Raw genomic sequence first — 25751 nt, 5'->3', positions numbered from 1 at the left:
AACCGTATTGTGACCCCCTAATTCCGTTTTCAAGCTGACCCCCTTATTCCGGACGAAGCTGACCCCACCCATGTATAGGTTTTCCTTCCCGGTTTACGATCCATTCTGGGTCATGTTGACCCCCTGGGAAAGGAATGTCAACCGGCCAGTTCCGGAACATTTTGACCCCTCTCCCAGGCAATAAAGCGTTCTGCGGTGCTGCTTTTCCTCGTCATTTGCGCCTATAAAATCAACAAGGAGCAATGGCAGCAAAAGCAATAGAAATGGAACAACTCAAACAAATCCTTCAACTCCAAAACGACGGCTTCTCCATAAAAGCCATCGCACGCCATACAGGACTGGCCCGCAATACCGTAAAAAAGTACCTGGCCCGCACTGCAAACACCGACACAGAGCCATCCACTCCGGCTGATGATAACCAATTGGCTTCCATTGCCTATAATGACGATACCACCACCTTCAAAAGCGAACGCTACACCTCCCTGCTCCACCACTTCTGCTATGCCGAAACCGAAGTAAAGAAGGTTGGTGTTACCCGGCAGCTCCTCTGGCAGGAATACAAAGAGCAACATCCCGATGGCTATAACTACAGCCAGTACTGCTTTCGCTTTAGCGAATACCTCCAGCAAAAGGAAGTCGTCATGCACCTGGAACACCGTGCCGGCCAGACCATCATGGTTGACTTTGCCGGAAAAAAGCTTTCCTATACCGATGCCGAAAGCGGGGAGATCATCCCCTGCCAGGTCTTTGTTTCGGTACTGCCCCACAGCGGACTGGTCTTCTGCAAGGCCGTACATACCCAAAACACCTATGACTTTATCGACTGCATCAACTCCATGCTCACCTTTTATGGCGGCGCTGCCCAGACCATCCTCTGTGATAACCTCAAGACTGCCGTGGTACGCCCCAGCCGCTATGAACCCCTCTTTACCGACATGTGCTACCAGCTCAGTGAGCACTTTGCCACCACCTTCAGCGCCGCACGGCCCTACAAGCCCCGCGACAAAGCCATGGTGGAACGCTGCGTCAGCATTGTCTATACCCACGTCTATGCTCCTTTACGTAACGAGGTCTTTACCAGCCTGGGAGAGCTCAATGCAGCCATAGCCCTGCAGCTGCAAAAGCTCAATGACAAGGCCTATAAGGGCTCTTCCTACAGCCGTCGCCATCTCTTTGAACAATATGAGCGGCCGGTGCTTAAGGAACTGCCCTCCGAAGCCTTTGTACTGAAACGGTGCACCATGGCCACCGTGCAGCGTAATTACCATATACAACTGCCCGAGGACCGCAATTATTACAGTATTCCCTTTACCTACGTGGGCAAGAAAGTAAAGGTCCTCTTTGACAACAAGACCGTGGAGGTGTATTACGAGCACTCCCGCATCGCCTTCCACCGGCGCAGCCATACCCTGAAGGGCTATAATACCCTGCCGGACCACATGCCCTCCAGTCACCGCCATGCCCACAAGGTGATGGGCTGGACTGCGGAAGAGCTGTTGGAAAAGGCTTGTAAGGTCGGCACCCATACCCACCAGGTGGTCGGGCACATTCTTACAGCCAGCTTTTTCCCCGAACAGAACTACAAGAGCTGCATTGGTGTGCTGATGCTGGAAAGCGCCTTTGGCCGGGACCGGCTGGAGGCAGCCTGCGCAAGGGCACTGACCGGCACACGGATTAACTATACCATGATCAAGAACATCCTGGAATGCGGGCTGGACCGCCAGCCATTGATCCTGGAAGCGGCTCCTTTGCCCCTGCATGACAATATCCGTGGAGCGGAGCACTACTACTGATAGATACCTATGTACCCTCACCCTCAAAAACAAATACACCCAATATGAACACAACACAAACCCTCGAACAACTGCAGCAACTGAAGCTGCAGGGCATGGCCACCTCTTACAAAATGCAGTTGGAGCTGCCGCTGCACCAGCAACTGGACGCCCATGAGCTCATTGCCCGGCTGGTGGAATCCGAAGTACTGGCGCGGTCCTCGGAACGTACGGCCACCTACCTAAAGGCAGCGAAACTGCGCCTACCGGCCACCCTGGAACAGGTAGACTGCTCCGCTGGCCGCGGGATCAGCAAGGAGCAGCTATCGGCCCTGATAGAGGGGCATTACCTTCACCAGGGAGAGACGGTGCTGATTACCGGGGCCACTGGCTGCGGCAAAAGCTTCCTTGCCTGTGCCCTTGGCCACCAGGCTTGCCTGCAGGGAAACAAAGCCCTGTACCTGAACATGAACCGGCTGATCGAAAAGATCATGCTTGCCAAACTGGATGGCACCTATATCAAGGTGCTGAATCAACTGGAAAGGGCACCCCTGATCATCCTGGATGATTTTGGTTTGCAGCCCCTGGACCAAACCATGAAGGTTGCCCTGTTGCAGATCCTGGAAGACCGGTATGGGAAAAGGTCGGTGGTAATCGCCTCGCAGCTTCCTGTATCGAAGTGGCATGCCTATATTAATGAACCAACGCTGGCTGACGCCATTATGGACAGGTTGACAGCAAAGGCCCATCGAATAGAGTTGAAGGGGGAATCCAGAAGAAGAAAAAAACAGTAGTGCGACACAAGTCGAAACAATATCTTTGGCCCGGAAAAGCACATCCTCAAAACGCTCTTTTTATTAGCTCCTCATCATGCCCCTAAACGGGGTCAGCTTGCATCCGGAATGAGGGGGTCAGGTTCCCCGGAATAAACAATTTGACCTCTTTCCACAAATGATCCATTGCGTTTAACTCAGGGCATTGCTTCGGTAACCATATCAATTTGATATTCAGTTCTTCAGCTAAGGTTTGGCTTTTGGGTGCGGTATGGGCACTTGCTTTATCCAGCAATAACCAAATAGCTCTGCCTGGATAATGCTCCCGCATCAAATGCAGAAAATCCTGAAAGCTGGCCTGATTTAATCTCTTGCCTTGCAGGATGATGCGTTGGCCGGTTTTCATATTTATTATGCCGAACAGCACCCCCTGCCTGTTCTCTCCGGTAATGGCTATGGTGGCCTGTTCACCTTTCAGTGACCAGGCTCTCCGGAGCACTGGAAAGAGCCTTAGGATGATTTCATCTTCAAAGAGCACAACCGCTGAAGGCTTCTTCCCTTTTAGCTTTCGGACAATCGCCCTTTTTTTTGAGCCCGGTTAGGCTCTTTCTCAGAGTAAACATAGCGAGGGCGTTTGCAGCGTAGTCCCATTTTCTTCATGCGCCGGTACAATGTAAAGGGGCTGATGGGAGTTCCATAACGGTTACTGAGATGATTTGCCAGCAGGGCTACGGTCCAGGTGGTGGTATAATACCCCAGTTTCAATGGGTTAAGTCTCAACTCCCGAAGTATCCGTTTATCGGTTATTCCGGGAGCGGAAAGGGGACGTCCACTTTTGGACGCATCAAAAAGCGCCTCGACCCGATGCTGTTTTAGAAAAGCTGTTATCCAGACATAAATAATCTGGAGGCTTTTGTTAACGATTCGAGACACTTCATTGATACTCATACCCTGAGCTACCAAGGAGACAGCTTGAAGGCGAAGATAAGTTCGCTTGTCGCAAACCTTCTTCATAGCGTTTTTAAGGCGCCCTTTATCATAGCGGTCAAATCCAAATTCGGCCGGGCTCTTTTGTGTTCGCATCTCATAAGCTAACACATTAAAATTATTCTTCAAAAAACATTTGCTAATTCACTTAGGATCACCTCTTCGTGCTGACGAAGCAAACGAACTAAAAATGCAGACTAAAGTCGCTTCCACTTTATTATGGGTTATAATAATAATAATAAGGATGGGATGAATAATGAAGTTTTACAGGTTTTACAATAAATGCGGAACTGGCTGAAGTGCCTGTCAATACAAACGTATTAGACTCAAAACTCTCATATACATTATTGTTCGGATATTCTTCACTGTAAGAGATGTATCCGTAAAAGTACCAGAATTCTTCTGAAATGGTATAGGAACTTACTCCTGCTGAAACCAGTTGGTTGGAATACATACCTATATCTCCTTGAGAATAAATGTTTTTTGCAACATCATGATTTACATAATGATTATCAAGGGTAAAGTATAAAGGACTGGTGAGCGTCAAGGGTATAGTGCAAGCCTCATTAGCATAGAAGCGCAGCAGTACCCGCGCATATTCTTCAAAAGCATCATAACCACCAGACCCGGGCCAGCTGTCATATTCAAGCCGAGGATTATCCAACTCGATTCGAGCATAAATTGAAGATGACGGACAGCTACCCAAAGAAACATAGACTGAATTGGTATACTTAACAGCATTGCCGCAAGTGGCCCTACGCTGAAAAAATGTTCCCTGATTCAGAGGTTGATTATAGGAAAGGTTTTGAGAAGAAGCACCGGGTATGTCTGTAAAATACTGATTATCGGTAGACTTCTGCCATTGATAGGCATAATTTCCCGAACAACCTCCAAAGGAAGCTGGTGAAGCATAGATAGATGGAGGTACCGTATTAGGAGCTGTACATCGGGTATAAATTTCAATACACCCTCCTTCTAAAGATTTTGAAGACTCATTCCCCTTATATACATTAGGGGTATTGGGAGCAAGGAAACTGGGATATTTGCTTGTAAAGAAAGGACACTTAAAATATTTATATTTCCTATTAACCACTGATATACCCTTTCTATTACCAAACACTTCCCTTAATAATTCTTTGCTAATATTAATACTGCTTGTCTGAATTTCACCGATCCCAATCGGCACCTCATTGGAATTAGATGCATACGCGGAACTATTTAGCGTACTCTCATAGCTTGCAAAACTATTGAGGTCACATGGAGACGCTTTGTATGATATGCAGAAAAACCCTAAGAACAACAATAAAATTACTTGAACCCAAGATTTACTTCTTTTAATTTTCATAAGGCTACTTAGTTTAATATTTAACCGTATCTACCTAATTTTCTCTATTCTAAGGCAATATGATCTGCGCATCACTTAAATACATATGCTTTTATTCCACATCCAATTGAAATGAAGATCAATAACATAAAAAATAAACAGAACTAGCGTATTGTTTTAAAACATAACTTAATATTTGCAACAAATGGTTTGGATCAGTAAGTAATCAAAATAGTAAGCTTACCTATAAAATAAGCTGGCGAGTCGTATTAAAGACCTGTCATCGCCTCCGATTTCTGCCGCAGGGGTCAAAGCCTTCCTGTCTTAACTATTATTGAAAACAGGCGCCAACTCTGATGAATGCCTTTTCAAACGCCTATACAAATTATTTTACAGCCTCATTCGAAATTTTCATTTACCGAGTTGATCTTTAATTTTTTTCCGTTCCTTAATCTTTACTTTAATTGGGTTAAGAATTAGCTTTTTAAACTTTTTTATTTGTTTTTTATTAGCTAAATACCAGAAATCTGCATTGATATATCTCTCGTTATTATGGCTTTCATCCGATATACTATAAAAACCGAATACAGTATTAATACTGTCAGAATCAGGTCTAGTAAATGCATGAATAACTTCCTTAGTATCTGAATAATAAAAGTATACATGAAGGTAAAAATCTCTAAAGGATGTCTTTGCACTTCCAAAAGAATTTTCGGGTCTATGAGGAGGTGGCTTCAAAGTTGGATTTGTTTTAAGTTGCTCTCTATAGACAAGCATATCTAACGATTCCTCTATATATCCGCTATCCCTTACATATTTTGGATCAATTTCAGTGGGAGGTCGCAGACTTGGATTTTCTTTTTTAAGCTCTTTAATGACTTCAATAACTTCTTTCTCTGTTGCATCAAGAGTCCATACTTCAGCAAACGAAAAGTTTCCAGACCATCCACCAATAACGCGTCTGCAATATTCCTCGCACCCCCATAATAGTAAGAAGAATAAAAGTAAAATAATTACTATTTGTTTTCTTTTGTAAAGCATTTAAATATTTTGGCGCCTCTAAAATTGGAAAATATTGTTTGTCTGTCCACGATCTACTTTTCTGGATAAAACATTTTGTAATCACTGCATTAGACACTCTTTATTACATATAAACACTTTCATAAGTATTAATTAAACTAAAAATAAAAGTTACTCTAAAGGTGCAATAAGAATTATTTTGGAGCCGCAAGCTTATCAATATTATCCAGACTTTTTACTCCTTCCTTTATTACAGAAATAACCTTATCCACAGTTTCCTTTAAGTCTTCACCAACTTTTTTCACGCCTAGACAGATGCTCTTTTCAATTACTATAGCAGTAAAGGTTGATGCTACAAACTGGGCTACATCATATGTCTCTCCAGAAACCTTTTGTTGATTGATTGGATCTTCTTTTCCACCACGATATAAACGGATAACTTCTAAGGCGTCCAACACAAGTTGTTTATCTGCATCTAACGCCCTTAATTCCCTAATTGCCCCATCTGAACCTTCTGTAGGTATTCTTGCATAGGCCAAGTCATGCTTTTTGCCTGCGGCCTCCAAAGAGTTAAATGCTGGGAAATCATAACGATCTGTCCCTTTAAGTGGTCCACTTTGATACTTATGGTTCCAAGGCCCTATATAAAGTGTGTTCCCAAAGTTCTTTAGTGGGACTTCGCCTGATTTATTCAATATTCTACCATTGCCATCTTCTCTTATAAATTCAACTATCCGTGGCTTAACAGGAATACCAAAAACATCTATTCCCATATATTTTAATGAGTTGTCCGTAATAATTCTTATTATATTATCTTTTCCATCATTCACACGGTAATGAACAGTATACTTTTCTAAACCGTCTAAATCAATGTTTTCAATTGGGCTGTTTTCAGCAAAAGCATATGGGGTATTCCATGGATAGCTTTTCGTTAGTGGATCAACAGATAAGAACCTCCCGAGCCTTGGGTCATAGATTCGCATTCCGTAATCCTGCTGATTCCCATCCCCTTTAACCTCGTTATCGTTTTCTTTGCCATTGAAGCCATATCGATACATACTATGCACGTTACTTTTCCAAGTTCTCCCTGCCAGTTGCATGCCGAAAGGTGTATAATCCGAGGCATTTACCACATCTGCCTCAAAATGATCAAAGGCTCCATTGGACGGGGAAGGCACAGCAATCTTCTTATCAGAAACAGTTACTAGCACATTGCCCAGGTGGTTGCTTAGTTCCATCATCTTTTCGTCCCGGGTAATTGCATTACTTAGCCTTAATAAAATCTTCGAAAGAATCTCCGAACTCCTCCTCCAAGCCAAATGCCACCGTAAATCCCCCTACTGTAATTAATTCGAATCCAGAATCCTTATCAATAATTTTAGTCATATTTTCACCTGTATCCAATTTATCATCAGTCAAAATTGAAAGGTTAGCATTGTTCCAATCAAAGCTGGCGACCAAATGCTCGCAACAAACTCCTATTATATAAGCAACTTCATTCTTTTGGGGTAGAATTAATTTAATAGCCATCCTCCGTAAACTTAAACTATAGGCATATAATTGTGCCGTTGCACCTTGAAAGCGCTGCAACAAAAGATTCGCTTCTTTTAAATTTGTAATTATTTCCATTATTTTTTATTAAAGGTTTTGCCGTCCCAAATCACTTCACTTCCGTTTTGTATGAATGTCGTTTTATTCATAAGCGTAGGATTACTCGTTATGTGGTTAAATTCGAAATTTGTCATTTTAGGATCTGTATGAAAAGGATTAAAATGTGTAACATCAAACTTTATAGCACTGGCATTATTTGCTGCCTCCTTAAATGACTCTCTGAAGTAATAGTCATCTATAGAAGCTCTTCCCCAATTAACTTTTGTTAAACCTTCTACTTGCCATCCCGCATTCAAATAGGTAATTGCATCAGTTCTCCTAAAATTAGCTAAATCCTCCTTCAGGCCTAACCCTATCGTTTTTCCAGAACTTGCTTTCGATATAAAAGGAAGTACAGATAACGCAAGCCCGGTTGTGTTCCTAGCCACGCCCCATCCATCGCTTTCTTGGTAAGCACGGACTGCTCCTGCACTAAAAACAAGTGGTGCTTGAATTGTACTTCTTGCATCATCTAAAATTATCCCCGCATGAAAACCTGAAGCTGGATCCATAGTAGCGCCTGATATTGCTTCATCATGAGCCCTTTCAGCAGCAGCGTTAGCAGATTGTTGCCTTTGATACTCTGTTCTATTATCTGAGCTAAGAACCTGCTTTGGCTGAGAAAGAATTAATGCCTGTACTTTCTGGTTCTGTACTTGAATTTCCTGAGATTTTATTACTCTCTGTATACTGGCAGCAGATTGATTGGTACTTTCTGATCGGGAACCGATTTGCGCTAAACCAAGTGTCTGTCCCTTCGGTTTCCAAGAAGCTTCTAGCCCGTCCAAGTCTACTGCTTTTATAGGAGTATTGCTTGCAAATTGGTAAGGCGTCAGTTCAGGATAACTCCTTGTCAGCGGGTCTACGCTCAGAAATCTTCCCAACCTTGGGTCATAGATCCTCATTCCATAATCCTGCTGATTGCCCTCGCCCTTTACCTCGTTATCATTCTCCTTGCCGTTGAACCCGTACCTATACACATTATTATTCCAATTTCTTCCCTCCAGTACCATGCCGAAGGGGGAATAGTCCGAGGCACTTACCAAATCTGCCTCATAATGGTCAAAGGCTCCATCGGACGGTGAAGGCACAGCAATCTTTTTATCAGAAACTGTTACCAGCACATTGCCCAGGTGATTGCTCAGTTCCATCACCTTTTCGCCTCTTGTAAAGAAACTTACCCTTGCTGAACCGAACCCTCCTTGTAAGCTGACTGTTTCAGGCCCTTTTGTCAGTTCTCCAACTATTCCTAAACGGCTGCTGCCATATAAATGAACTTCGGCTTGCTTTATCCCACTAGAGGCCTCCTTTTCATAAACACTCAACACATTTCCTTGAGCATCCCGCACATATATGGTAGTTATAGAGTTTGAGGATTTGGTAATGCGATTACCAGCTGGATCGTAAGAATACTTGATATCACCACTACTTTTTTTGACCTCTGTCATCTTCCCATAAGCATTCCAGCTAAACTCACGATCATTCGCATTTATATCGGCATCCTCCTTTATCAAGTTACCAATCGCGTCATAGTTGTAGCTAATTCCCCAGTCAATATCGTTGGAATACCGACTATTTATTCCGTATTGATCTGAAACCCTGTTCAGTTGATTAGAACCTGCATTGTATTGATAGACCAAATAATCCATCAGTCCAACATCTCCTTGACGGTAATAATTAAGGATATTACCATTGGGATCATAATTGATTATTTCCTTGTACTGATCATTGTCCATTGGCATTAATCGGTTGTTGCTCCAGAAGCTGTAGGCATCCATGTTCACCAGCCTGTTGAGCTGGTCGTACCGATACGCATATACCAAAGGACTACCAAGCTTAGGTATATTCACCTCCATGGCGGCGATATTTCCATTGTATAGAGACCCGTGATTACCAGAAACTTCCAGCGGAGCCAATACCTGAACAAAGCCAGGCGCATTTGTCCCTATGGGCTTATAGTCATTTTTATAATAGTGCAAGCTATAGCTGAAAGCATCCTTTGCCACCTGGTAAGCATTATTCCCACTTACCGTATTGCTTCCACCGGCAGGGCTGCAGACAGCAAGGCTGCTGTTCAGCTCGGTTTCAAAAGCGTCTGCTGTCCCACTTTCAAAGCCAGGTTCAAAGGTAATGCTCTGGCGGGCAATGTACTGTGCCGGCAGGCTTGTATTACGAATGCTTACCATGAGGTTGTCCACCGCAGTGCCCGGCGTACAAGCGTCTCCTCCACTTGTAGCTTCAGAAGCAGGATTTACTCCTTTCAACCAACCCTGTAAGGTATAGACATAATCTACCCCCTGCACTAGCAAATGCCCCAGCTCGGTTCGGGCCAGCGGGCCGTGTTTATAATATTGATAAGCCGCATCCCACTCCCACTCTATGCCATCCCGGCTGGTCCCTGCTTTCAAAAGCCGGTTCTCATCATCGTAAGTGTACCGGTGATAAAAGGCATCTGGCTCGCCAGGTTGGTAGTTTAGGCCATTTACCTTTCCGCTGATCAGGTCGTAATCATAAAAAACCTTTTTATACCGGTTATTGGTTCCGGACATTTCCGGAATGCCTTTATAATCCTGCACCAGCCGGTCCACGTTTCCATGGACATCGTAATTGTAGAACGTAGCCGTATAATAGTCCAAGACATCTGCAGTTCCCAGCTTTTTGACCGCCGTATAAGTTACGCGGTTGCGAAGGTTATGCTGCTCCAGTTCGGTACCAGCAAATATGCCGTTGGGAAAATCTGGTTGGAGGATAGCAAAGGGAACATCATAACCCGTTACTGTAACCTCTTCTTTAACCGCCGCTTCCACGTTGGTCCAATATTTCAAATCGTCTTCATCCTGGCTGATCGTTTGGGACATTGCCCGGCTGTTCTGCTTTTGCCCCACTTCGATGACCCTGCCCAGCTCGTCATAACGCGTATAGCTGTATTTATTGCTTTTCACCTGTTCCGCGTTCTGGCTTACGGCCAAGCGGCCCACTTTATCATACCAGAATTTGGACGTGCCCCCATCTGGGGAGTGCTGCTCTACGATCTGATTCAGGCTGTTGTAACGATAATCAGTAGCTAACTCATGCTGGGGATTGAAACCGACAAAGTCCGGACGAACACCCTTTGGCGGCACGGTTTTAACCAAGTTGCCCGCCCGATCATAATAATACAAGGTATAATGATATTCGCGGTTGGTATACTCCACTTTGAAGGCTTCCGATTGTTGTACCTCCAGAAATTTGCCCCGATAGCGCGTTTCAAATTCTTCCAGTAGCTTTTGCCGGCGAACCCGATATTGTTCCTGGGACCAGGCTACTGCCATGTCGTGCGCGCGCTGGCAGGGCTCCTCAATAGTCACCACATCAGTTGGATCGTCAAGCGTCCGGCTGCTATTACAGATCACCTTTTGATGGGCGCCGCTATTGGTAGCATAAGTAGCTAGATTGCATTGGGCGTCCCGGGCAGCCCGCAGGTATTCTACCCAGGAATAATCAAATCCGGTATGGAAGTTTAAAAACCTTTGGTAGAATACATGGTTATTTATTTGTGCCGCGGTAAGGTCTGCTTGCGACAACACTGGTATGGAGTATGTGGGGAATCTTTGTTTGAATTGCTCGGTCAGCTTACTTAGCTGGGCACAGTCCAGGCATTGTTTATTGCCTTCAAAGCCGCATTTCAAGAAGGCCGGCATCGGCTGGGCTGCCGAAAGGGCAAAGTGGCTGCCGACCGGCAGACACTCCCGGCCCACTATGCACTCTACCTGCACAAAACCGTTCTCCGCTACATCATCTATATCAGAACAGCCGCACGGCATTTCCCCGACAGGAATGGTCCTGATTTCTTTCACTTCTTTGCAGGTCGTGGCACCCAACAATGGACACTTATCCTTGAGGGCATTAAACAGCTCCTGCGTCAGGCCTTCATTATAGGTGGCCTCCATATAGGCATTGAACTCCGAATAAAGGGCAGGATTTTTCTCTGAGGCCGCCACTTCGGCTTTCAGCTTGCCAAACTGTTCGCAATGGCAACTCTCCACCACGGCGATCTGTTCCTTGCTCAGGCGTCGCCCGGCACCGTACGGTTTGGGATAATCGATGACATAAGGATTGCATAAATCAGTCAAAGCAATACCGTGAGCCTGAAAAATGGCTAGTATGGCTTCCTCAAAGCTCCGGTAGGAACCATCCTGTGGCGCGCTAGGTGCCACCGTAGAAGACCCAAAAGGATTGGCAGCGTTGGCGCCTTTTTGGCAAATGCTGACCATGGCCGATGTAATTTCATTCAAGATCTGATCCTTGCTGGGATGCCCCTGTAGTTGGCTGCATTCCAACAAGGATTGCTTCCATTGGCCAATGTAATCGCTGCACCGGCTCTGGTACCCATCGTTCACACTGGTACCGTTATTGGTGCCCGGCGGAAATGTGGTGGGGGTTTGGTAAGGAAGATCCGGGAACCAAGCCCACTCTTCCGCTTCTCCCTGTTTGCCGAACTGCAGGGTTAATTGCTTTATGTCCTTAGGGAAGCGCAATAGGTAGCCCTCATCGACCAGAGCGCCATTGTCCGCCAGCTGCACCTTCGCATTAAGGTAGGCATTCAAATCTTTGGTACGCTCCATGATATAAAGGATCCGGAACAATTTCCACACCTCATTTTTCTGGTCTCCTGTAAGCGCATCAATGGAGGAAGGCATGGGCTTGGCGTAACAAGCGTTCCGCTCCAGAGGATTAACGATAGTTTTACAAACAGTATTCCCATAGGCAATTTGCCACATGCTTTTACCGCCTGCATATTCCAGATCAGTTCCATTAATCTTTGCAACTATAGATTTTTTCAACCCATCGTCAGGGTTATAAATCAACCAATCGTCAAGGTTATAAAAAGGATCGTTAAGTGCACCTGAAGAGTTATTCAAATAAGCTATACCGTTGCTATAATCAGGAATATTACGGAAGACCTGAACCCAATCAAAAATCGGCACCAAGTGCTGCTCAGCGTATATCAGTTTATTGAACTCAGGGTGATATTTCAGTAAGGATTCAACGTCTTCGGGATCCTTGCTCTCCGGATGAGAAGTCGGTGGAATATTGTATTTATTAAACATAGGTCCGGAACCCCCTTCCTTCCTATATTGCCCCTCATAAGGCAGCATATCTGCCAGCATAAGCGACCGCTTGGTAGCTAATTCCTGGGATTTTTCATTACAAAGGCGCTCGCAGGAAAGCTTTGCTGCTTCGTATAGCTCCGGATCACCCTGCAGCGTGGTTAATGCAGCCTTACAGGCAGTACAGGCATCCGGCCCGGAAGTAGCCTCACACCCGGTAATGCTCTTTAAGGTAGCATAAAGGTTTTCCACCATTTGTTCTTCTGTTTCGCAGATACCTTTATTCAAGGTGAGATATTCCTCCCGGAACTTCTGAAGGGAAGCTTCACTAAGCGTTAGTGTTTTTCGGATGCGATAAGAGCCGGGCTCCAGCAGTTCATTTATAATAATTTCCGTGTTGGAAATGGAAACATTTTCGGGACGGGTTGCATCGGACACGTACTTTAGACTTAGGTTAGTACCGCAGGTGCCACTGGCATCTATATTGCTGAATTTGTATACTTTAGGCGCATTTTCCCCCGATTCATCGGTAATGGAAATTTCCAGATCATACAAGCTATTGTAACAGAGGGAAGTATTCGCGCAAGAAGAAAGCTCCAGTTTATCCGGTATTAAGGTATACGTAAACGTATATGTTTGAAGCATGTTTACTTGTGGCACTAATAAGGTACTTACCGATTCAAAGCTATTTCCTTTAGCCAGGTTCGTATTTTTATCCAAAAGGTTCCTGGACACTGTTTGGAACTGTTGACCTGGATACTGCTCCATATCCAGCTCAGAAAGTTGCCCTGGCCACATACCTGCCAAGGCGGTGGCGACTGTTCTCCCGTACATATCCAGGTAGCTCACACTCATCTGGCCATTAGCATCCTTTACCATGTTTTTAAAATAATGCGTATAGTGGCCCGCCTCTGTCCCGAATAAAGCTTTAAGCTCCTCCTGAGAGGGTGTTCCATAATAGTATTTGGTTTCGTGCCCGCTGCCCATCTTCATTTCCGCTCCTACCCCGCTCTGCGCCATCACTCTCCCTGTAGCATCAGGGGTATACCGCGTAACGGTGTACGGATAACCTTGGGCATCGGGAACGTTCTGATTTAGCTCTTCATTTTTATCCGGGTTGGCTGCGCTATAGTACTGTGCTGCGCCTCCATTTTCACCAGCCACCGAACGGGACTGCAAAGCGGGAGTGCGGCTGGCAGCACCGAGAACGTTTATGGGCTTTAAATCAAAGAAAGCAGCCGGGTCGTCCTCTGCAGTCTGATCATTAGGAAGGTCCAAAGCAGGATCCTTACCAAAAAGGTTCAAGCCCCTGGTATAAGAAATTGTATTTATATTTTTACTTGCCGGAGCAGGGAGTACCTGGATGGCAGGCCTTCCCTGCCCGTCATAAAATGTTTCCGAACTAATAACGGTTTTCGTTTCATTATCCTTGGTAACGGTTTGCCTGCTGCGTAAAGACCCATCATAATACTGGATCATCGCTTTTCTCTTTCCATCCTCAGCAAAGGTTATGGCAGCCTGCCAGTTCAAATAGCCATTATGCCCCCCAAAAAGATCCTTTCGTGAAACAGACCAGGGTCCATCCTCGCGCGTTCCGTCCGTTTTTATATTTACAGCTCTTACCCTGCAGTAAAGATGTCCTTTCCCCCCATATAACAGAGGTATACGATAAGAGTTCACGCCTCTGCGCAAATCAACCCGGCTGGTGTTGTTCTTAAACAGCAGGCTTTCATCAAGTACCTGGTTTTCATTATGGTAAACGGACTCCATTCCTTCTTCCAACCAGGTCCATTCCAACTGCGTGTGGGTATGCCCGGCCCCAGAAGGCCAGGCCCAAGTCGCTTCCATTTCGTCCGGGACCGGGGCAGAGGATGGTGCAAACGACGTGGAGAACATGGAAGGAAGCACACCTGAATTTAACTGGTAGTAGCGGGTCACCCTCATTTCACTCTCCAGGGAAAGGAGATCTCCTATGGGAATATTGCCTACTGTTTCCGGGGTGACATGATCCGTTATTGTTACTTTAACATGCTTGGCGCCTTCAAAGCTGAAATATTGCTTTGCATCATATTTGACACCAGCGCCTTTTTTGAAGGATACGACAAAGGTCTGATCTATGCTATGCTCATTGTACGCATTATGCCCATATTCTATTTTCACTTTTACAGTGGCTATAAAATCGGAAGGGATAATGCTTTCCTTGTACTCTTCCTTAATTCTGACCCGGATAATGTTTCTGATCTTAGGAGGCAAATTGTCCTCACCAGGTTGAAAGGATTGTATAATAAATTTATCCTTCGCAAGGTTAGCCCCGGAAAGAAGTGCGATTACCGGGTTGTCTTCAATTCCCCCATCACCTCCTGCATATGCCTTTATGCCCAAACTTAGAGCGGCCCAGGTAAGAATAACAACCAAGGCTATCGCTCTTCGAAACAGCGGTATTTCGTTTTTTAGATGAAGCAGTACTGTAAAAAGCCCGGAAACTTTCCGATTGATAGAGTTGAGGCTAGTATGCTGGGTGCTGCGTTGCATAAGAAATGGAAAATAATTACGTTAGTTAATGGTTACGGCATAACCTGCGTAGCTTCTCACGGGAACATAATCTCCTTCACTGTTTTTGCTGATTCTATCCTTTATGGTCGCTGGAAGCTTTAGGGAAGGCCCATACCCTATTTCCCGATAAAGAAAGGTGGTGACCTGCTCGCTGATGAAAAAGTATCCCTTGCCTTCCACTGCCAATAGGGAGGATACTTTTTCCGGATTAGTGCTCAGGGCTTTATAAGCTTCCTCTTCTAAAGGAAGAAGTCTCCTTTTCCATTGAATTACCTTTTCCGGCAGCTTTGTTTTGGAATTGCACTGCATTTCAATTGTTTCTCGAGGAAGGGAAGTGCCATACAACTGGCTTCTACTGGATAATCGGATGACGGATTTACCTTCGGCGGGGCGAATGATTTCAGCATTGAACTGCTTGGCGACCTGCTGAACCGAAGAATCCCCAGTCCAAAAACGGCTGAGCAGCTGCATACGGGCAGTTACTGACTTTACATTGGAGGACAGGAACATTCGTTGCGCCTGATTACTTACCATCAACGCCAGAGAGTCGTCAATAAATTGCTCCATTTCCCCTAACCGTACGTAGCATTGGCTTTTATCCAGGAAAAACCGGCTCTCTACCTGAACAGTGTCATTAGGGGAATCCGCGGAACTCGCGATCTGCGTCACCAAAAGGTCCATCGACAACGGAAGTTGTTGGTACACCTTACTGACCTGTAAAAATTCACGTACAGCAGACAGCGTATCTGGCTGAACCCTTCCTTTTTGAGCCAGCAAGCCAAAGGGCGCAACAAGGAGGAACAGCAGGGTAAAGGACGAGCCGTATAAAATTATTCTCTTTTTCATAAGTTTAAGATGACTATTAAACAAATTACTCAACCGGAGGCGTAATCATTTCCTGCCTAAAGCTTCGGGTTTCCTTAAGCGTCTTTACCCCTTCCTTAGTTTCGGCTTTGGTACGTACCAGCGTGCCCTCTGCATCATATTCATAATAGGTGGCAAAGTTGTTCGCATCCAGTTCGGCTGTTAGCCTCAAATTGACCGGGTCATATACATAGGATTTCATATTTGCATTAAAGGGATGGATTCTAACGTCATCGAAGTAGATTATCTGGCTACTGTTATTAACAAACCTGAGGTTGGCAGTGGTTGCATTAACCGGAGCGGTGAAGTGGCCCTCCACTCGCTGCCAACCTTCAATAACTGGCCCGGAGGGAGTAATATCAAAGACGTCTGTACTTTCGCCTCCGAAATCGACTCTAACCTTATTGGAACAGGGGGCATTTCCGCAATTCTGCTTTACCCAGGCGCTGAAAAACATTTTCTTTCCGGAGGGAATGGTAAAAACGGGATTGAGCATCCCCTCTGTTGCCGGTAAAGGCTTGGTATAGTGACATCCATTCACCTGACTTAAGCTGCTGTAGCTTAAAGAAGGAATATTTGTAACTAAATAGAAGTTTACAGTAGGCATTTGATCATATACCCAGTTACAGGTGGGGTTGGGGGCATAATAAACGATATTTACCCGGGTTTCTACCTTGTATATGCCTTTACACATAGACCGGGAAAGCTTTGTCGTTTCAGGCCACGCATAAGAATGATTGGCCTCAAAAAGAAAATTGCCGGCAGCATCAAAAAACTTCACAGAAATCTGAGCTGTTTCATAGGTAGAGGAGTTGCCGTTATAGCAAATGGCATAAACGGTAAAATTATAGGTCCCATCCTGTTCCACCTTAAAATATTGTGTAGTTGTAATGGCATTCTCATGAGACTTGACGCAATTTGGGGCAGTGCCGTCAAAAGAGTGATCCGTTGGTTCATCTGATAGGGAAAGGCCAAAATTCGAAGGGTCGGCAGTTAATGCTAAATAACCAAATGCTTTTTGGGTTGTACTTCCTCTGGCAAATTCAGGAATAGAATAAGCTTCATCAATTCTAACCCCCTGTTCATGTAACTCACTGGTAATATCCTCCTGCAGGGTCAAATCAAAATGCTCGGCCTCAGCATCGGCACTTGCAATCCGGATGCTTTTGGATGAGGTCCCGGGAGATACCGCCAAAGAACTTCTGCCACTATGGGCGTTCTCACTCGATAGACTACCCATCGGCAGGAGATCCAGATGGGGTTTGAAGCAACTGCCCGATAAGGGTGCATGGAGATTTCCGTCATATCCGTTGTCCTCAAAACCTGTGAAAAACATCTCACTATTCCGGCAATCATTGGCGATGGCAACGGGCAAATTTTTCTTATATGCATACTGAGCCGCTGTATAAACATTAAGGGCGTCCTTCGTTTCCAGTTCAATTCCCCGGGAATTTACCCTTGTAGCTTGGCTTTTCATCACCCACTTCCCATTACTTAAATCAGGTACAAGGTTATTTGCCGTATTAAAATCCCAAAACAATTTGAAAGGTGTCAGAAATCCGTGCTCTTTCACAAGGGGCGCATTTTCCAGAGCCGCACCCGTCCTACTGCCATAAAACACCCTGTTACGATAAATCCTGAAATTTCCCAACAATCCCTTTACATAAGGGTTAATAGACTTTTCCAAATAACCGCTGCAATTAATTTGCTCACTCATGCAACCACCAGGTTGCTGAACCATTGCGAACCGGCCAACCACGTCATTGTCTATTTGCCACTTTTCTCTGAACTCTACAGCCGAAGCATCTACTACCAGGCTGGCCGCTGAAACAGTTAACCTTTTTTCAGAACCGGAAATAACTACTGGGTTCGATAAGGTTGTAACACCTGAAACGGAAGCAGATAGCATATTTCTTTTCCCACTACGCACGATATTAAAAAGAACATTTTTCCGGGTAATCAGCTTTCCTGCTTTATCCATGAAGATGAAATCCGGAGCTATATTGCTTAAGGAGCTCATATTCTTGTTTTTGTCGTAAGCCCAAATAATGGACTTATCCGCCACCCCGGAAAAGGCTGCCTGACAACTTTCTGATGACTCACTTTCTTTAATGTAAAGCTCATCTCCGCTTTCAAAGGTGGCAGCTATTTGGTCTGAGGTCATGCCCCCTACTATTTTACCGTCTTTAAACTCCAAGCCGGACCTTTCGGCTTCAATATTTTTATAAGCGGGGCCCATACCGCTATAGGCCCAGTAAGCAGGGTAATTAACATTGTAAACATCCTCATCGAATTCATTGTTTGTTTTATTGACCACCACATTTCCTGTTTCAGCATCGTACACCAGGTTTTCCGTTCGTACCATGCTACCCTTATCTACAACCACAACTTTGGTCAAAACGCCATGATAATTAACCACTTTTGTAGTGGTAACAGCACGATATGTATTCTCACTATTTCCATCTACCTCCCAAATAAATGGCAACCAAACAAATGGAGGGACAATTTGATCCACCTGCGCCTGTAAATGTTCGCTAATACTTTTTACTGAAAATTCACGAATATCTGTCATCAACTCAATATCTATTCCCATGTTGCCTTCCCGTATCTTCCCACCTTCTGAAGCATAAACAAAGTTAAATTTCTGCTCCAGTCCCTTACTGCCGGTATTGCTGTAAAAGTTTTCCGTATAGTTAACAGGGGTCTTTTCATCACCTTCCGCAAACGAAGCCTGAGATTTCAGCTTGCCGTGCATATCATTGGTTTCTACAAGAAAGCCCTGTGAAATAGCCCTGCTATCGATGGCATACTTATAAAAAAAATCGAATAAAGAGGCCTCGTGATAATCCTTACTGGATGCAGGGTCCAGAGAGGTATGGCTGTAAGAAACCGGAAAATCTCTAGCCGTATAGAATTCGGTTACTTGTTTGCCGATTCCGGATCTGGATTTATACCTGTTCTTGTCAAAATCTCCCTTACCAATTGATTTTACAGTAACCTTACTGTATCCTACAAGCGGAGCGGGAAAAAAAGCATCTAGAATCGGCATTTCTATAGCGCTATAAGAAGCAGGTCCCAAGGGAAGATTATTGGACACCTGTACAATGGTCTGAAATGGGTTTTCTTCCCCTCCAATAGATGGTTCATAAGAAGCCACGCCGCTGCTAATGATTCGTTCCGTACCGTTAAAGACCTCGGTAGTTGTATAATCATACGCCTGTCCATAAACTGAGGGGTATTGCTGGGCCATTTTATCCCAATTATCCTTCATCCGGATCGACTTTACCCGGTGCCCGCCTCCATACTTGTGACCACCCGGCTCGTTCAAACGGACGTAGGACCGGTCGAGATTGATTGTTTTCGCCTTACCCTCTTGCCGCAATTTTTTAACCGGATCTTTTAGCGACATGGAACTGGCCAATCCCTGAATTAATTGAGCCACCTGTTTCAGCCCTGTGCTTTCTGAAAGATCATAAGCTTTAAATGCCTGGCCGGGCAAGCGTTCCCGCAAATATTCTAAAGCTCCAAGGGAAAGCGGGCCAACATTACTTACCTCTTTCATCTTTACCCAGAGTATATTGTTATTAGGCGCTGCACATACGCCAAATTGCCCTGGATCAATAATTGCATAACAATTAATATATTCATCACCCTTTGGCATATTCACCGAGAGCTTAAAAGCCAATTGTTCAAGCCCTTGTAGGTATTTCAATCTTGCCAACTCCTTTACCTTTGCCGGATCGATTAAACTGCCATTATTATCTAAGGTTGGAATAGCTTCAGGCACCTTTATAAATACATAATCGTGTTCAACTATTTCGCTATTGGTACCGGCTCCTACTATACTGTACAGGCTGTTAGTTCTGTTGCTAAAATTATTTGTACGACCAAGACCATGCACCTGCATCATGACAGCCGCGCGTTTGTTCTGAACAAATGCGTAATCATCACTTTCATATTCCACCTCGATTTGCCCCCCGGAAGGTAAGAATATGGTCTTCAATCCCCATGCACCTGCATTCCGATTGGCCTCATCCTTATTCTGGATAGAATAAGGATAGACAGCGTTTTTCAAAGGAGTATTATTTCCATTTTTAATGTAGGTAGGGTTGCTGGCCTCTGGTTTATAGTTGCCCCATTTATCAGAGGAACTCGGAGTATAGGATGGATTTGCGGATGTATTTGTGCCATAGGAAAACGTATACTTGCTTTTGATGGCTTTGCTTCCTCCGTTGAAAGTAAAATATACAGACTCCAAGGAAAGCTTTCCTTCTTTGAGGTTCACGTTTCTTCCGCCTACCATCTCAGGCTCACCATTGTTGTTCTTGGAACTTCCACATAAATTATAATTATAGGTAAACCATACAGTCTTGACCGGCCTAGCATTCATCCCGTTTTTATTGAGATCAGCCTTGTTGTATAGATCGATTTTCTTTAGCCTTTTCTGTGACCCATCAAGGCGGTTTATCATACCATTTTCAGGGTTTTGAACATCCTCCTCAAACTCACCTTTTAACCCCTTTCCATCCTTCCTTTCTTCCAAGGTAAACAAGGCGATCATCGTTTTGGACTCAATGGAGTGCAGGTACCAGGATTCCCTTTCTCCGTAAGTGAAAAGGGCTTTATCATCTTTTACTTCAAACCGGTGCCCACCATTAAAGTTGGCTAAATTCTTTCCTTTGCCCGCAAAAGGAGTACTCCATTTATGAATTCCGGATTTGGTATAATTGAATTTGACGGCATCACCAAGGTCATCCTCTGAAATCCCGTTTCCAGTCACATCCACATAATCGGGAGACAACAGACCGGACAATAGAAACGAATGGGCATAAGCCGGAGTTTGAGTCATTTGGACAAAACCATCCTTTTTACTGCTGGGATCCACCCAATGAGATTGCACAGTTGTTTCCCCTTTGTCGAATGCAATCAGGTCAGCATCTTTGTCCTGGTCTTTAACCGTAAAACTGTAATCCTTCTGGATAATATTATATACCGGAACACCGTACACATACCTTCTTCCGTCAGATTCGGTTACATTGATCTGGGAAATGTGATGTTTTCTCTGGACTTTACCTTCTGTAAGATTAATATCAGCATCTTCATAATATCGGGGAAGCCCTTCCTTATTTAGTAAATTACCGCTGCTCAAAGGCGTGTTCGGATTGTAGCTGTAGATCACGTCATCCAATCCTATCTTTTTAGCCTCTTCTGCCGTTAAAAAGCTGATCACTTGGCTCCGCTTTCTCCGGTCCATTTTCGGGGCTGGAATTGTCTTCGTCCCTTTCAAGATATTTAATTTTGAAAACTGCTCCAGCACCGGTTCCACAGTGGGATTGGCATCGGTACCACCCAATTTGAAACGGACCAGGTCGGTTCCCCCAATATCCTCGAACTGGCGGTCCGAGAGCACGGTGGTTTCACCAGGGTTGCGGAAATACACATGTTCACTCCCCGCTTCACTGGCTGAACTTTGGAATTTAAGGGCATCCGACGTCTTGATCTTGTTGCCAACTCTCCAGTCTCCAATGTAGCTGGGTGTTTTCACCTGGTCGAAATTGGCGCCAAAATGTCCCCCAGGAGCTATATCGGCTCCTCCACTGAAGCTTTCATCCCTGGAACGGGTGGTAACGTCCCGAACATAACCCAGGTCATTGCGAAAGGCCCTTATGCTGCCGCCGGTCCCTTCACCTTGAATAGAAAATACATCATACGCATATTGCGGCGCAGAGATAATCGGAGTTTTCGGGGTGACCTCGTTATCATTGAGACGAGTAAAATCCATTACTACATTGGGATTATCCCGGGCGTCCTGAGCATACAGGTAACCAGCCAGCGACTTTTCCTGTTCCTCATCTCTTTGGTCCACACGGGACTGCTGAATATATGCATCTGCCTCCAGAGACCCCTTCACCCCAAACATCCCTCCTCCCAATTCAAACCTTCCGGAGCCGGACTTATTGGTTATGGGCATGCGAATAGCCGGGATATAGGTTGGTTTTGCAAAGGTGATGGGCGTATTTATCCGATGGCTGGTCAATTTATTGGCATAGTAATTTGCGGCAGTACTGGCTGTTTTTACATTGTAAGACATCTGCTCATACATCTGCAGCTGCTTTATTCCTGACCGGGAATTATAGGTAGTTCCAATCCCTACCCCTGCCGTTAATCCCTTGACGTTGGCAAACGCGTTAGCAGAAAGCGATAAGTTGGGAGAAAGTGTAACTCCGTTCCTGGAATTGACGTTTGCCCCGATACCGGCGCCAAGACTTAAAGACTTTTCAGACCCTGCTTTTCCCGCCAGTTTAATATTGGTTGTTCCTTTTACGCCCAAATCAAGGGCAGGACCAAGGTAATTATTATACGAATATCCCAAACTAGCCCCTACCGTACCCGAGGCAATGTTCTCCAAAAAATCGACACCCACCAGCTCCAGGTCAGCGCCCAAAGTAAATCCCCACGTATTATTCGGCTTCATTTTTTGAACCTGCTTGAGCTTATCATCCTTGCCGTTGAAATCATCGGGGACCCCCCGCATGTTCCTGCTAACTGTTCCGGGATTAATATTCCAACCCAATCCAACCCAGCTTGCCTCCTGCTCCATGGTTATACCGCCATCATAAAACAGGTTAACCGGATACCCGCCCACATCCAGCAGGGGAATATTATAATTGAAGTCGCCAGTAAACAAGTTGACCATGTTATCGGTACCTGCAGCTTTAAAAGAAGACATTTCAGGCTGCGAAGGCCCTCCAATGGCAGCTTTCAAGGAAGCGGAGGGAATAGATTTTTTGTCAACCTTTCCAACTGAAGCCTGCCGCGAAAGAGTAGGAATATTGCCTTCAGGCAAGAAAGAAGGAGAAAATTGGTTCTTGTGAGCGGGATGGTTCCTATAAACCTCCTCACTTAAGCGGGATGCACTTCGTCCATAGACCGTACTACCGTATATGGGAGAAAAGCTTAGGGTAAAAACAAAAATTAGAGCCGATGCGATATGCCTCGGATACTTTTCCGCAAGAACTTGGATCATAGGGTCAAGCAGTTAATCTGGTTAATTAAGAGAAAATGAAGAAGTATACTTTTGACTTTTCAAGTCGGTTATTTCTATATGATAAATCGCTCCTTTACGAAATTTGCTGTTCAGCTCAAAGCTCAAGAAATTATCGCCGTAAGCGATTTGCCGGCTTATTTGCTGCAAAAGCCTTCCCTTAGAATCAAAGAAGCGAATAACATTTTCATGTTCGCGGTCAAATGAGTAGTATTTTATATACAACTTTTCACCGGATATATAATTAACATTTGAGGCTTCTCTGTTCGTTTTAAGCATTATGAAGCTGAAACCTGTCTCCTTCACATTAACCGAATCTTTTGCCATTGTAAAGGTCCAGATGTCCGAGGCCGTAACATAAGTTAGGCCATTTCGGGCAATCACCTGCCAAGCGTAGGTTTTTCCATCACCCAGCTTGGAATAGGATGATGGGTAATTTTCATAAGGCACTCTGAAGTTTGCTTTCGCATATACAGGGGTATTATACCGTATTGCATCAGCCGGCACTTGTCCTTGCTGCACCTCAACCAGGCTCAGCTCGTAATTTAAGTTATCAAACATAGCCAAAGGTGTCGGCGGGATCCAAGTTAATTGTGGCGCAGTGGATTGAAGTACCGACTTGTCCGCAGGCGTACTGAGCAATAGTGGATTTAAAGGAGCAATATCCAGGCGTACACATTCATTTGCGACCGGCTCCAAGCGCTCATACATTGACGTGCTAATGGTATAACAGGCATTATAAGAGCCAATGGGCAGGTATTCTCCGGAAAATCCTGCGGCTCCCATATTGTATTGAACCGGCTGGATTTCCTGCACATTCAGCAGCTTGACGCCTTTGCTCAACAGGAAGCTCCGGGTCCCCGCTGATAGGACAGGCTGACCGGTAACGGCATCCCTCAGGTTTAGAAGTATACTGGTTTCCACCGCTGCGGGACTGCTGTTTATTAGCACAAGGTTCCACAACTGGTCTTTTCGAACCATTCCCGCCTGGGGAAGCTGCACAGTGACCGTAACTTGCGCCTGCAGTACCAAAGACATCAGGAAAGCCAAAATGCTCATGAATTGCTTAACCATATCAGAAAAATTTAAACCATGATACCCTGCCTATCTCCATGGGAAAAAGGGTATGCTTCGTAGTGGGCAAAAAGGATTTTTCATATTGCAGTTGGATGCTTCCTGGCTTCTTAAAATCGAAGTTTAAAAATGCCCGGCTTCCTATATAGCTGTTCCCATCTGCAACTTTGTTATATTTCGCACCCACACCTGCTTTAAACAGAGAGGAGAAGGAATAATCGCCATTTGCCTCCAGTGTATAATAATTTAACTGCTCCTGGTCAGTATAGGTATAAGATCCCTGCAACTGTGTTCTATGAAAAATAATACTTTGGGAGGCTATATAGCTTTTGCCACCATAAGCAATGAATCCTGTATCCGTACCTTTACTTGAGTATTGGTTATAAACCACAGACGAAAGAATTCGGGATCGCCCAAGGGAGTGATGATAAACAACGGAACCATTCAAAACGTAATATGCATTTTCCATTATATTATCCTTATCCATCACAAATAATTGAGAGGCAGGATAATATCCGACGCTTACTACTGGCCATTTAGGAACGCGTGCCGTTACCTGCAGGCTTTTAAAAACCGTACTGGTTTTATAAGTTCTCTGTGCAAAGGGATTCGCAAAATCATTTTTCCGCAAACCACCCAACAACCCTATTCTATTCTTTAATAGAGGCTGGTTTACTTCCAAATGCCAAGCAGTTTGACTTATACTGTAAGCATACAAATTGAACGACTGGAAACTTTGCCCGATTTTCCGGTAGAACCCGTTGATTCTGGTAGCCGTTCCCTTCAGAAGGGTTTGCCCTTTGAAGCTGATTCCCAAATTTGTAAAATCTGAATAATTAAATAGGCCTTTGATGCCATCGCCATTGTTCATCCGCCCAATAAGAGGCTTGGTCGTTTTACCTAATTCAATACTTATTCCTGTATTCCCGTCCTTATTCCAAATTCCTTCAAGGGAATAGCCTATTACATTTACCTTGCCGGGCAGTGTATCGGCTAACATGCTGCCTGAACTGTACTTATTGCCTGTAAAAATGGATAAAATAACCGCCTTTCTTTCCTTATCGCCCATCCCAAGGCGCCCCATCAAAATGCTTTGACCGGATCCTCTTGTATTCTTACCAAAAAAATCCCTGAACCCATAATCAATTTTACCTGCGGCAAGTGCAACGTAAATCTTGGGATTATACTCGATATTCAAACCTGTTATGGATTGATTCCAAAGGGTCAGTTCCGAATAGTTAACTGGACGCCTGCCGATCCCAAAACTTTTCACATTCGAAAGGATCCTCTCGATCCGGCCATCAGTTTTTAAAGCAACTCCATTTTCCAATTGCACTTTTTGCAGTTCCCTAAAATTGGATGCCTTATACACTTTTTGCCTAGCCGAAACATATTCCTTGTTCAGAGCGTTTTTCAGGCTGTCTCTTTTGCCTTGCAGCTTACTGATCAACTGGTGAAGACTGTCCAATTCCTGCTGCCTGCGTTTTAGTAAGCTAGTCTCTGAAAGGGTATCTAATTGAATTATAATACTCCCGGTTTTTTGGACAGGCAATTAAAGTAGATATTTGTAAACTTTTAAACCTGTCAAATGAGTAAAAC

13 protein-coding genes are annotated in these 25751 nt (G+C 44.7%); 2 read left to right on the top strand and 11 right to left on the bottom strand.

Annotated elements, in window-relative coordinates:
• Positions 1-263 precede the first annotated feature (263 nt).
• Both istA and istB read left to right on the top strand, forming a co-directional pair.
• Positions 264-1793, top strand: coding sequence for an IS21 family transposase (istA, locus tag V9K67_RS24460; RefSeq protein WP_336727279.1), 1530 nt, complete (start codon positions 264-266; stop codon positions 1791-1793).
• A gap of 44 nt (positions 1794-1837) precedes the next feature.
• The gene (istB, locus tag V9K67_RS24455) at positions 1838-2566 is read left to right on the top strand and encodes an IS21-like element helper ATPase IstB (protein WP_336727278.1); all 729 of its coding nucleotides are present in this window, start codon (positions 1838-1840) and stop codon (positions 2564-2566) included.
• A gap of 82 nt (positions 2567-2648) precedes the next feature.
• On the opposite strand, the gene V9K67_RS24450 is transcribed toward istB, so the two are convergent.
• The 11 genes from V9K67_RS24450 to V9K67_RS24400 form a co-directional block, all read right to left on the bottom strand.
• Entirely contained in the window at positions 2649-3083 is a 435-nt protein-coding gene (locus V9K67_RS24450) for a transposase (protein ID WP_336727277.1), read from the bottom strand.
• A gap of 23 nt (positions 3084-3106) precedes the next feature.
• On the bottom strand, positions 3107-3661 hold the full coding sequence (locus V9K67_RS24445; protein WP_336727275.1) for a helix-turn-helix domain-containing protein: 555 nt from the start codon (positions 3659-3661) through the stop codon (positions 3107-3109).
• An 88-nt stretch (positions 3662-3749) separates the two neighbouring features.
• Positions 3750-4877, bottom strand: a complete 1128-nt coding sequence (locus V9K67_RS24440) for a DUF8696 domain-containing protein (protein WP_336727272.1) — start codon at positions 4875-4877, stop codon at positions 3750-3752.
• Positions 4878-5267: 390 nt separating this feature from the next.
• Positions 5268-5897: a hypothetical protein gene (locus tag V9K67_RS24435; protein ID WP_336727269.1), complete on the bottom strand. Its 630-nt coding sequence runs from the start codon at positions 5895-5897 to the stop codon at positions 5268-5270.
• Positions 5898-6070: 173 nt separating this feature from the next.
• Positions 6071-7117 (bottom strand): RHS repeat domain-containing protein, encoded by a 1047-nt coding sequence (locus tag V9K67_RS24430; protein WP_336727267.1) that lies wholly within the window; start codon positions 7115-7117, stop codon positions 6071-6073.
• 22 nt (positions 7118-7139) lie between these two features.
• A complete protein-coding gene (locus tag V9K67_RS24425; RefSeq protein ID WP_336727265.1) occupies positions 7140-7505 on the bottom strand; it encodes a hypothetical protein in 366 nt (121 codons plus the stop codon).
• Positions 7505-15148, bottom strand: a complete 7644-nt coding sequence (locus V9K67_RS24420; protein WP_336727264.1) for an RHS repeat-associated core domain-containing protein — start codon at positions 15146-15148, stop codon at positions 7505-7507. Before V9K67_RS24420 ends, V9K67_RS24425 begins: the two co-directional genes overlap by 1 nt.
• 21 nt (positions 15149-15169) lie before the next feature.
• The gene (locus V9K67_RS24415; RefSeq protein WP_336727261.1) at positions 15170-16015 is read right to left on the bottom strand and encodes a hypothetical protein; all 846 of its coding nucleotides are present in this window, start codon (positions 16013-16015) and stop codon (positions 15170-15172) included.
• Positions 16016-16040: 25 nt separating this feature from the next.
• Positions 16041-23060: a hypothetical protein gene (locus V9K67_RS24410; RefSeq protein WP_336727259.1), complete on the bottom strand. Its 7020-nt coding sequence runs from the start codon at positions 23058-23060 to the stop codon at positions 16041-16043.
• Between the two features lie 21 nt (positions 23061-23081).
• A complete protein-coding gene (locus V9K67_RS24405; RefSeq protein ID WP_336727256.1) occupies positions 23082-24152 on the bottom strand; it encodes a hypothetical protein in 1071 nt (356 codons plus the stop codon).
• A 1-nt stretch (position 24153) separates the two neighbouring features.
• A complete protein-coding gene (locus tag V9K67_RS24400; RefSeq protein WP_336727255.1) occupies positions 24154-25704 on the bottom strand; it encodes a hypothetical protein in 1551 nt (516 codons plus the stop codon).
• Between the last annotated feature and the right edge of the window lie 47 nt (positions 25705-25751).

It is taken from the genome of Huijunlia imazamoxiresistens, assembly GCF_037132455.1.
Lineage (GTDB): Bacteria > Bacteroidota > Bacteroidia > Chitinophagales > Chitinophagaceae > Flavisolibacter > Flavisolibacter imazamoxiresistens.
This window is presented reverse-complemented; position numbering and strand designations above follow the sequence as displayed.

Bases quoted from the DNA above. Each gene is read 5' to 3' on its own strand.
- istA (WP_336727279.1), top strand. From the start codon at position 264: ATGGAACAACTCAAACAAATCCTTCAACTCCAAAACGACGGCTTCTCC.
- istB (WP_336727278.1), top strand. From the start codon at position 1,838: ATGAACACAACACAAACCCTCGAACAACTGCAGCAACTGAAGCTGCAG.
- V9K67_RS24440 (WP_336727272.1), bottom strand. From the start codon at position 4,877: ATGAAAATTAAAAGAAGTAAATCTTGGGTTCAAGTAATTTTATTGTTG.
- V9K67_RS24435 (WP_336727269.1), bottom strand. From the start codon at position 5,897: ATGCTTTACAAAAGAAAACAAATAGTAATTATTTTACTTTTATTCTTC.
- V9K67_RS24430 (WP_336727267.1), bottom strand. From the start codon at position 7,117: ATGATGGAACTAAGCAACCACCTGGGCAATGTGCTAGTAACTGTTTCT.
- V9K67_RS24425 (WP_336727265.1), bottom strand. From the start codon at position 7,505: ATGGAAATAATTACAAATTTAAAAGAAGCGAATCTTTTGTTGCAGCGC.
- V9K67_RS24420 (WP_336727264.1), bottom strand. From the start codon at position 15,148: ATGCAACGCAGCACCCAGCATACTAGCCTCAACTCTATCAATCGGAAA.
- V9K67_RS24415 (WP_336727261.1), bottom strand. From the start codon at position 16,015: ATGAAAAAGAGAATAATTTTATACGGCTCGTCCTTTACCCTGCTGTTC.
- V9K67_RS24410 (WP_336727259.1), bottom strand. From the start codon at position 23,060: ATGATCCAAGTTCTTGCGGAAAAGTATCCGAGGCATATCGCATCGGCT.
- V9K67_RS24405 (WP_336727256.1), bottom strand. From the start codon at position 24,152: ATGGTTAAGCAATTCATGAGCATTTTGGCTTTCCTGATGTCTTTGGTA.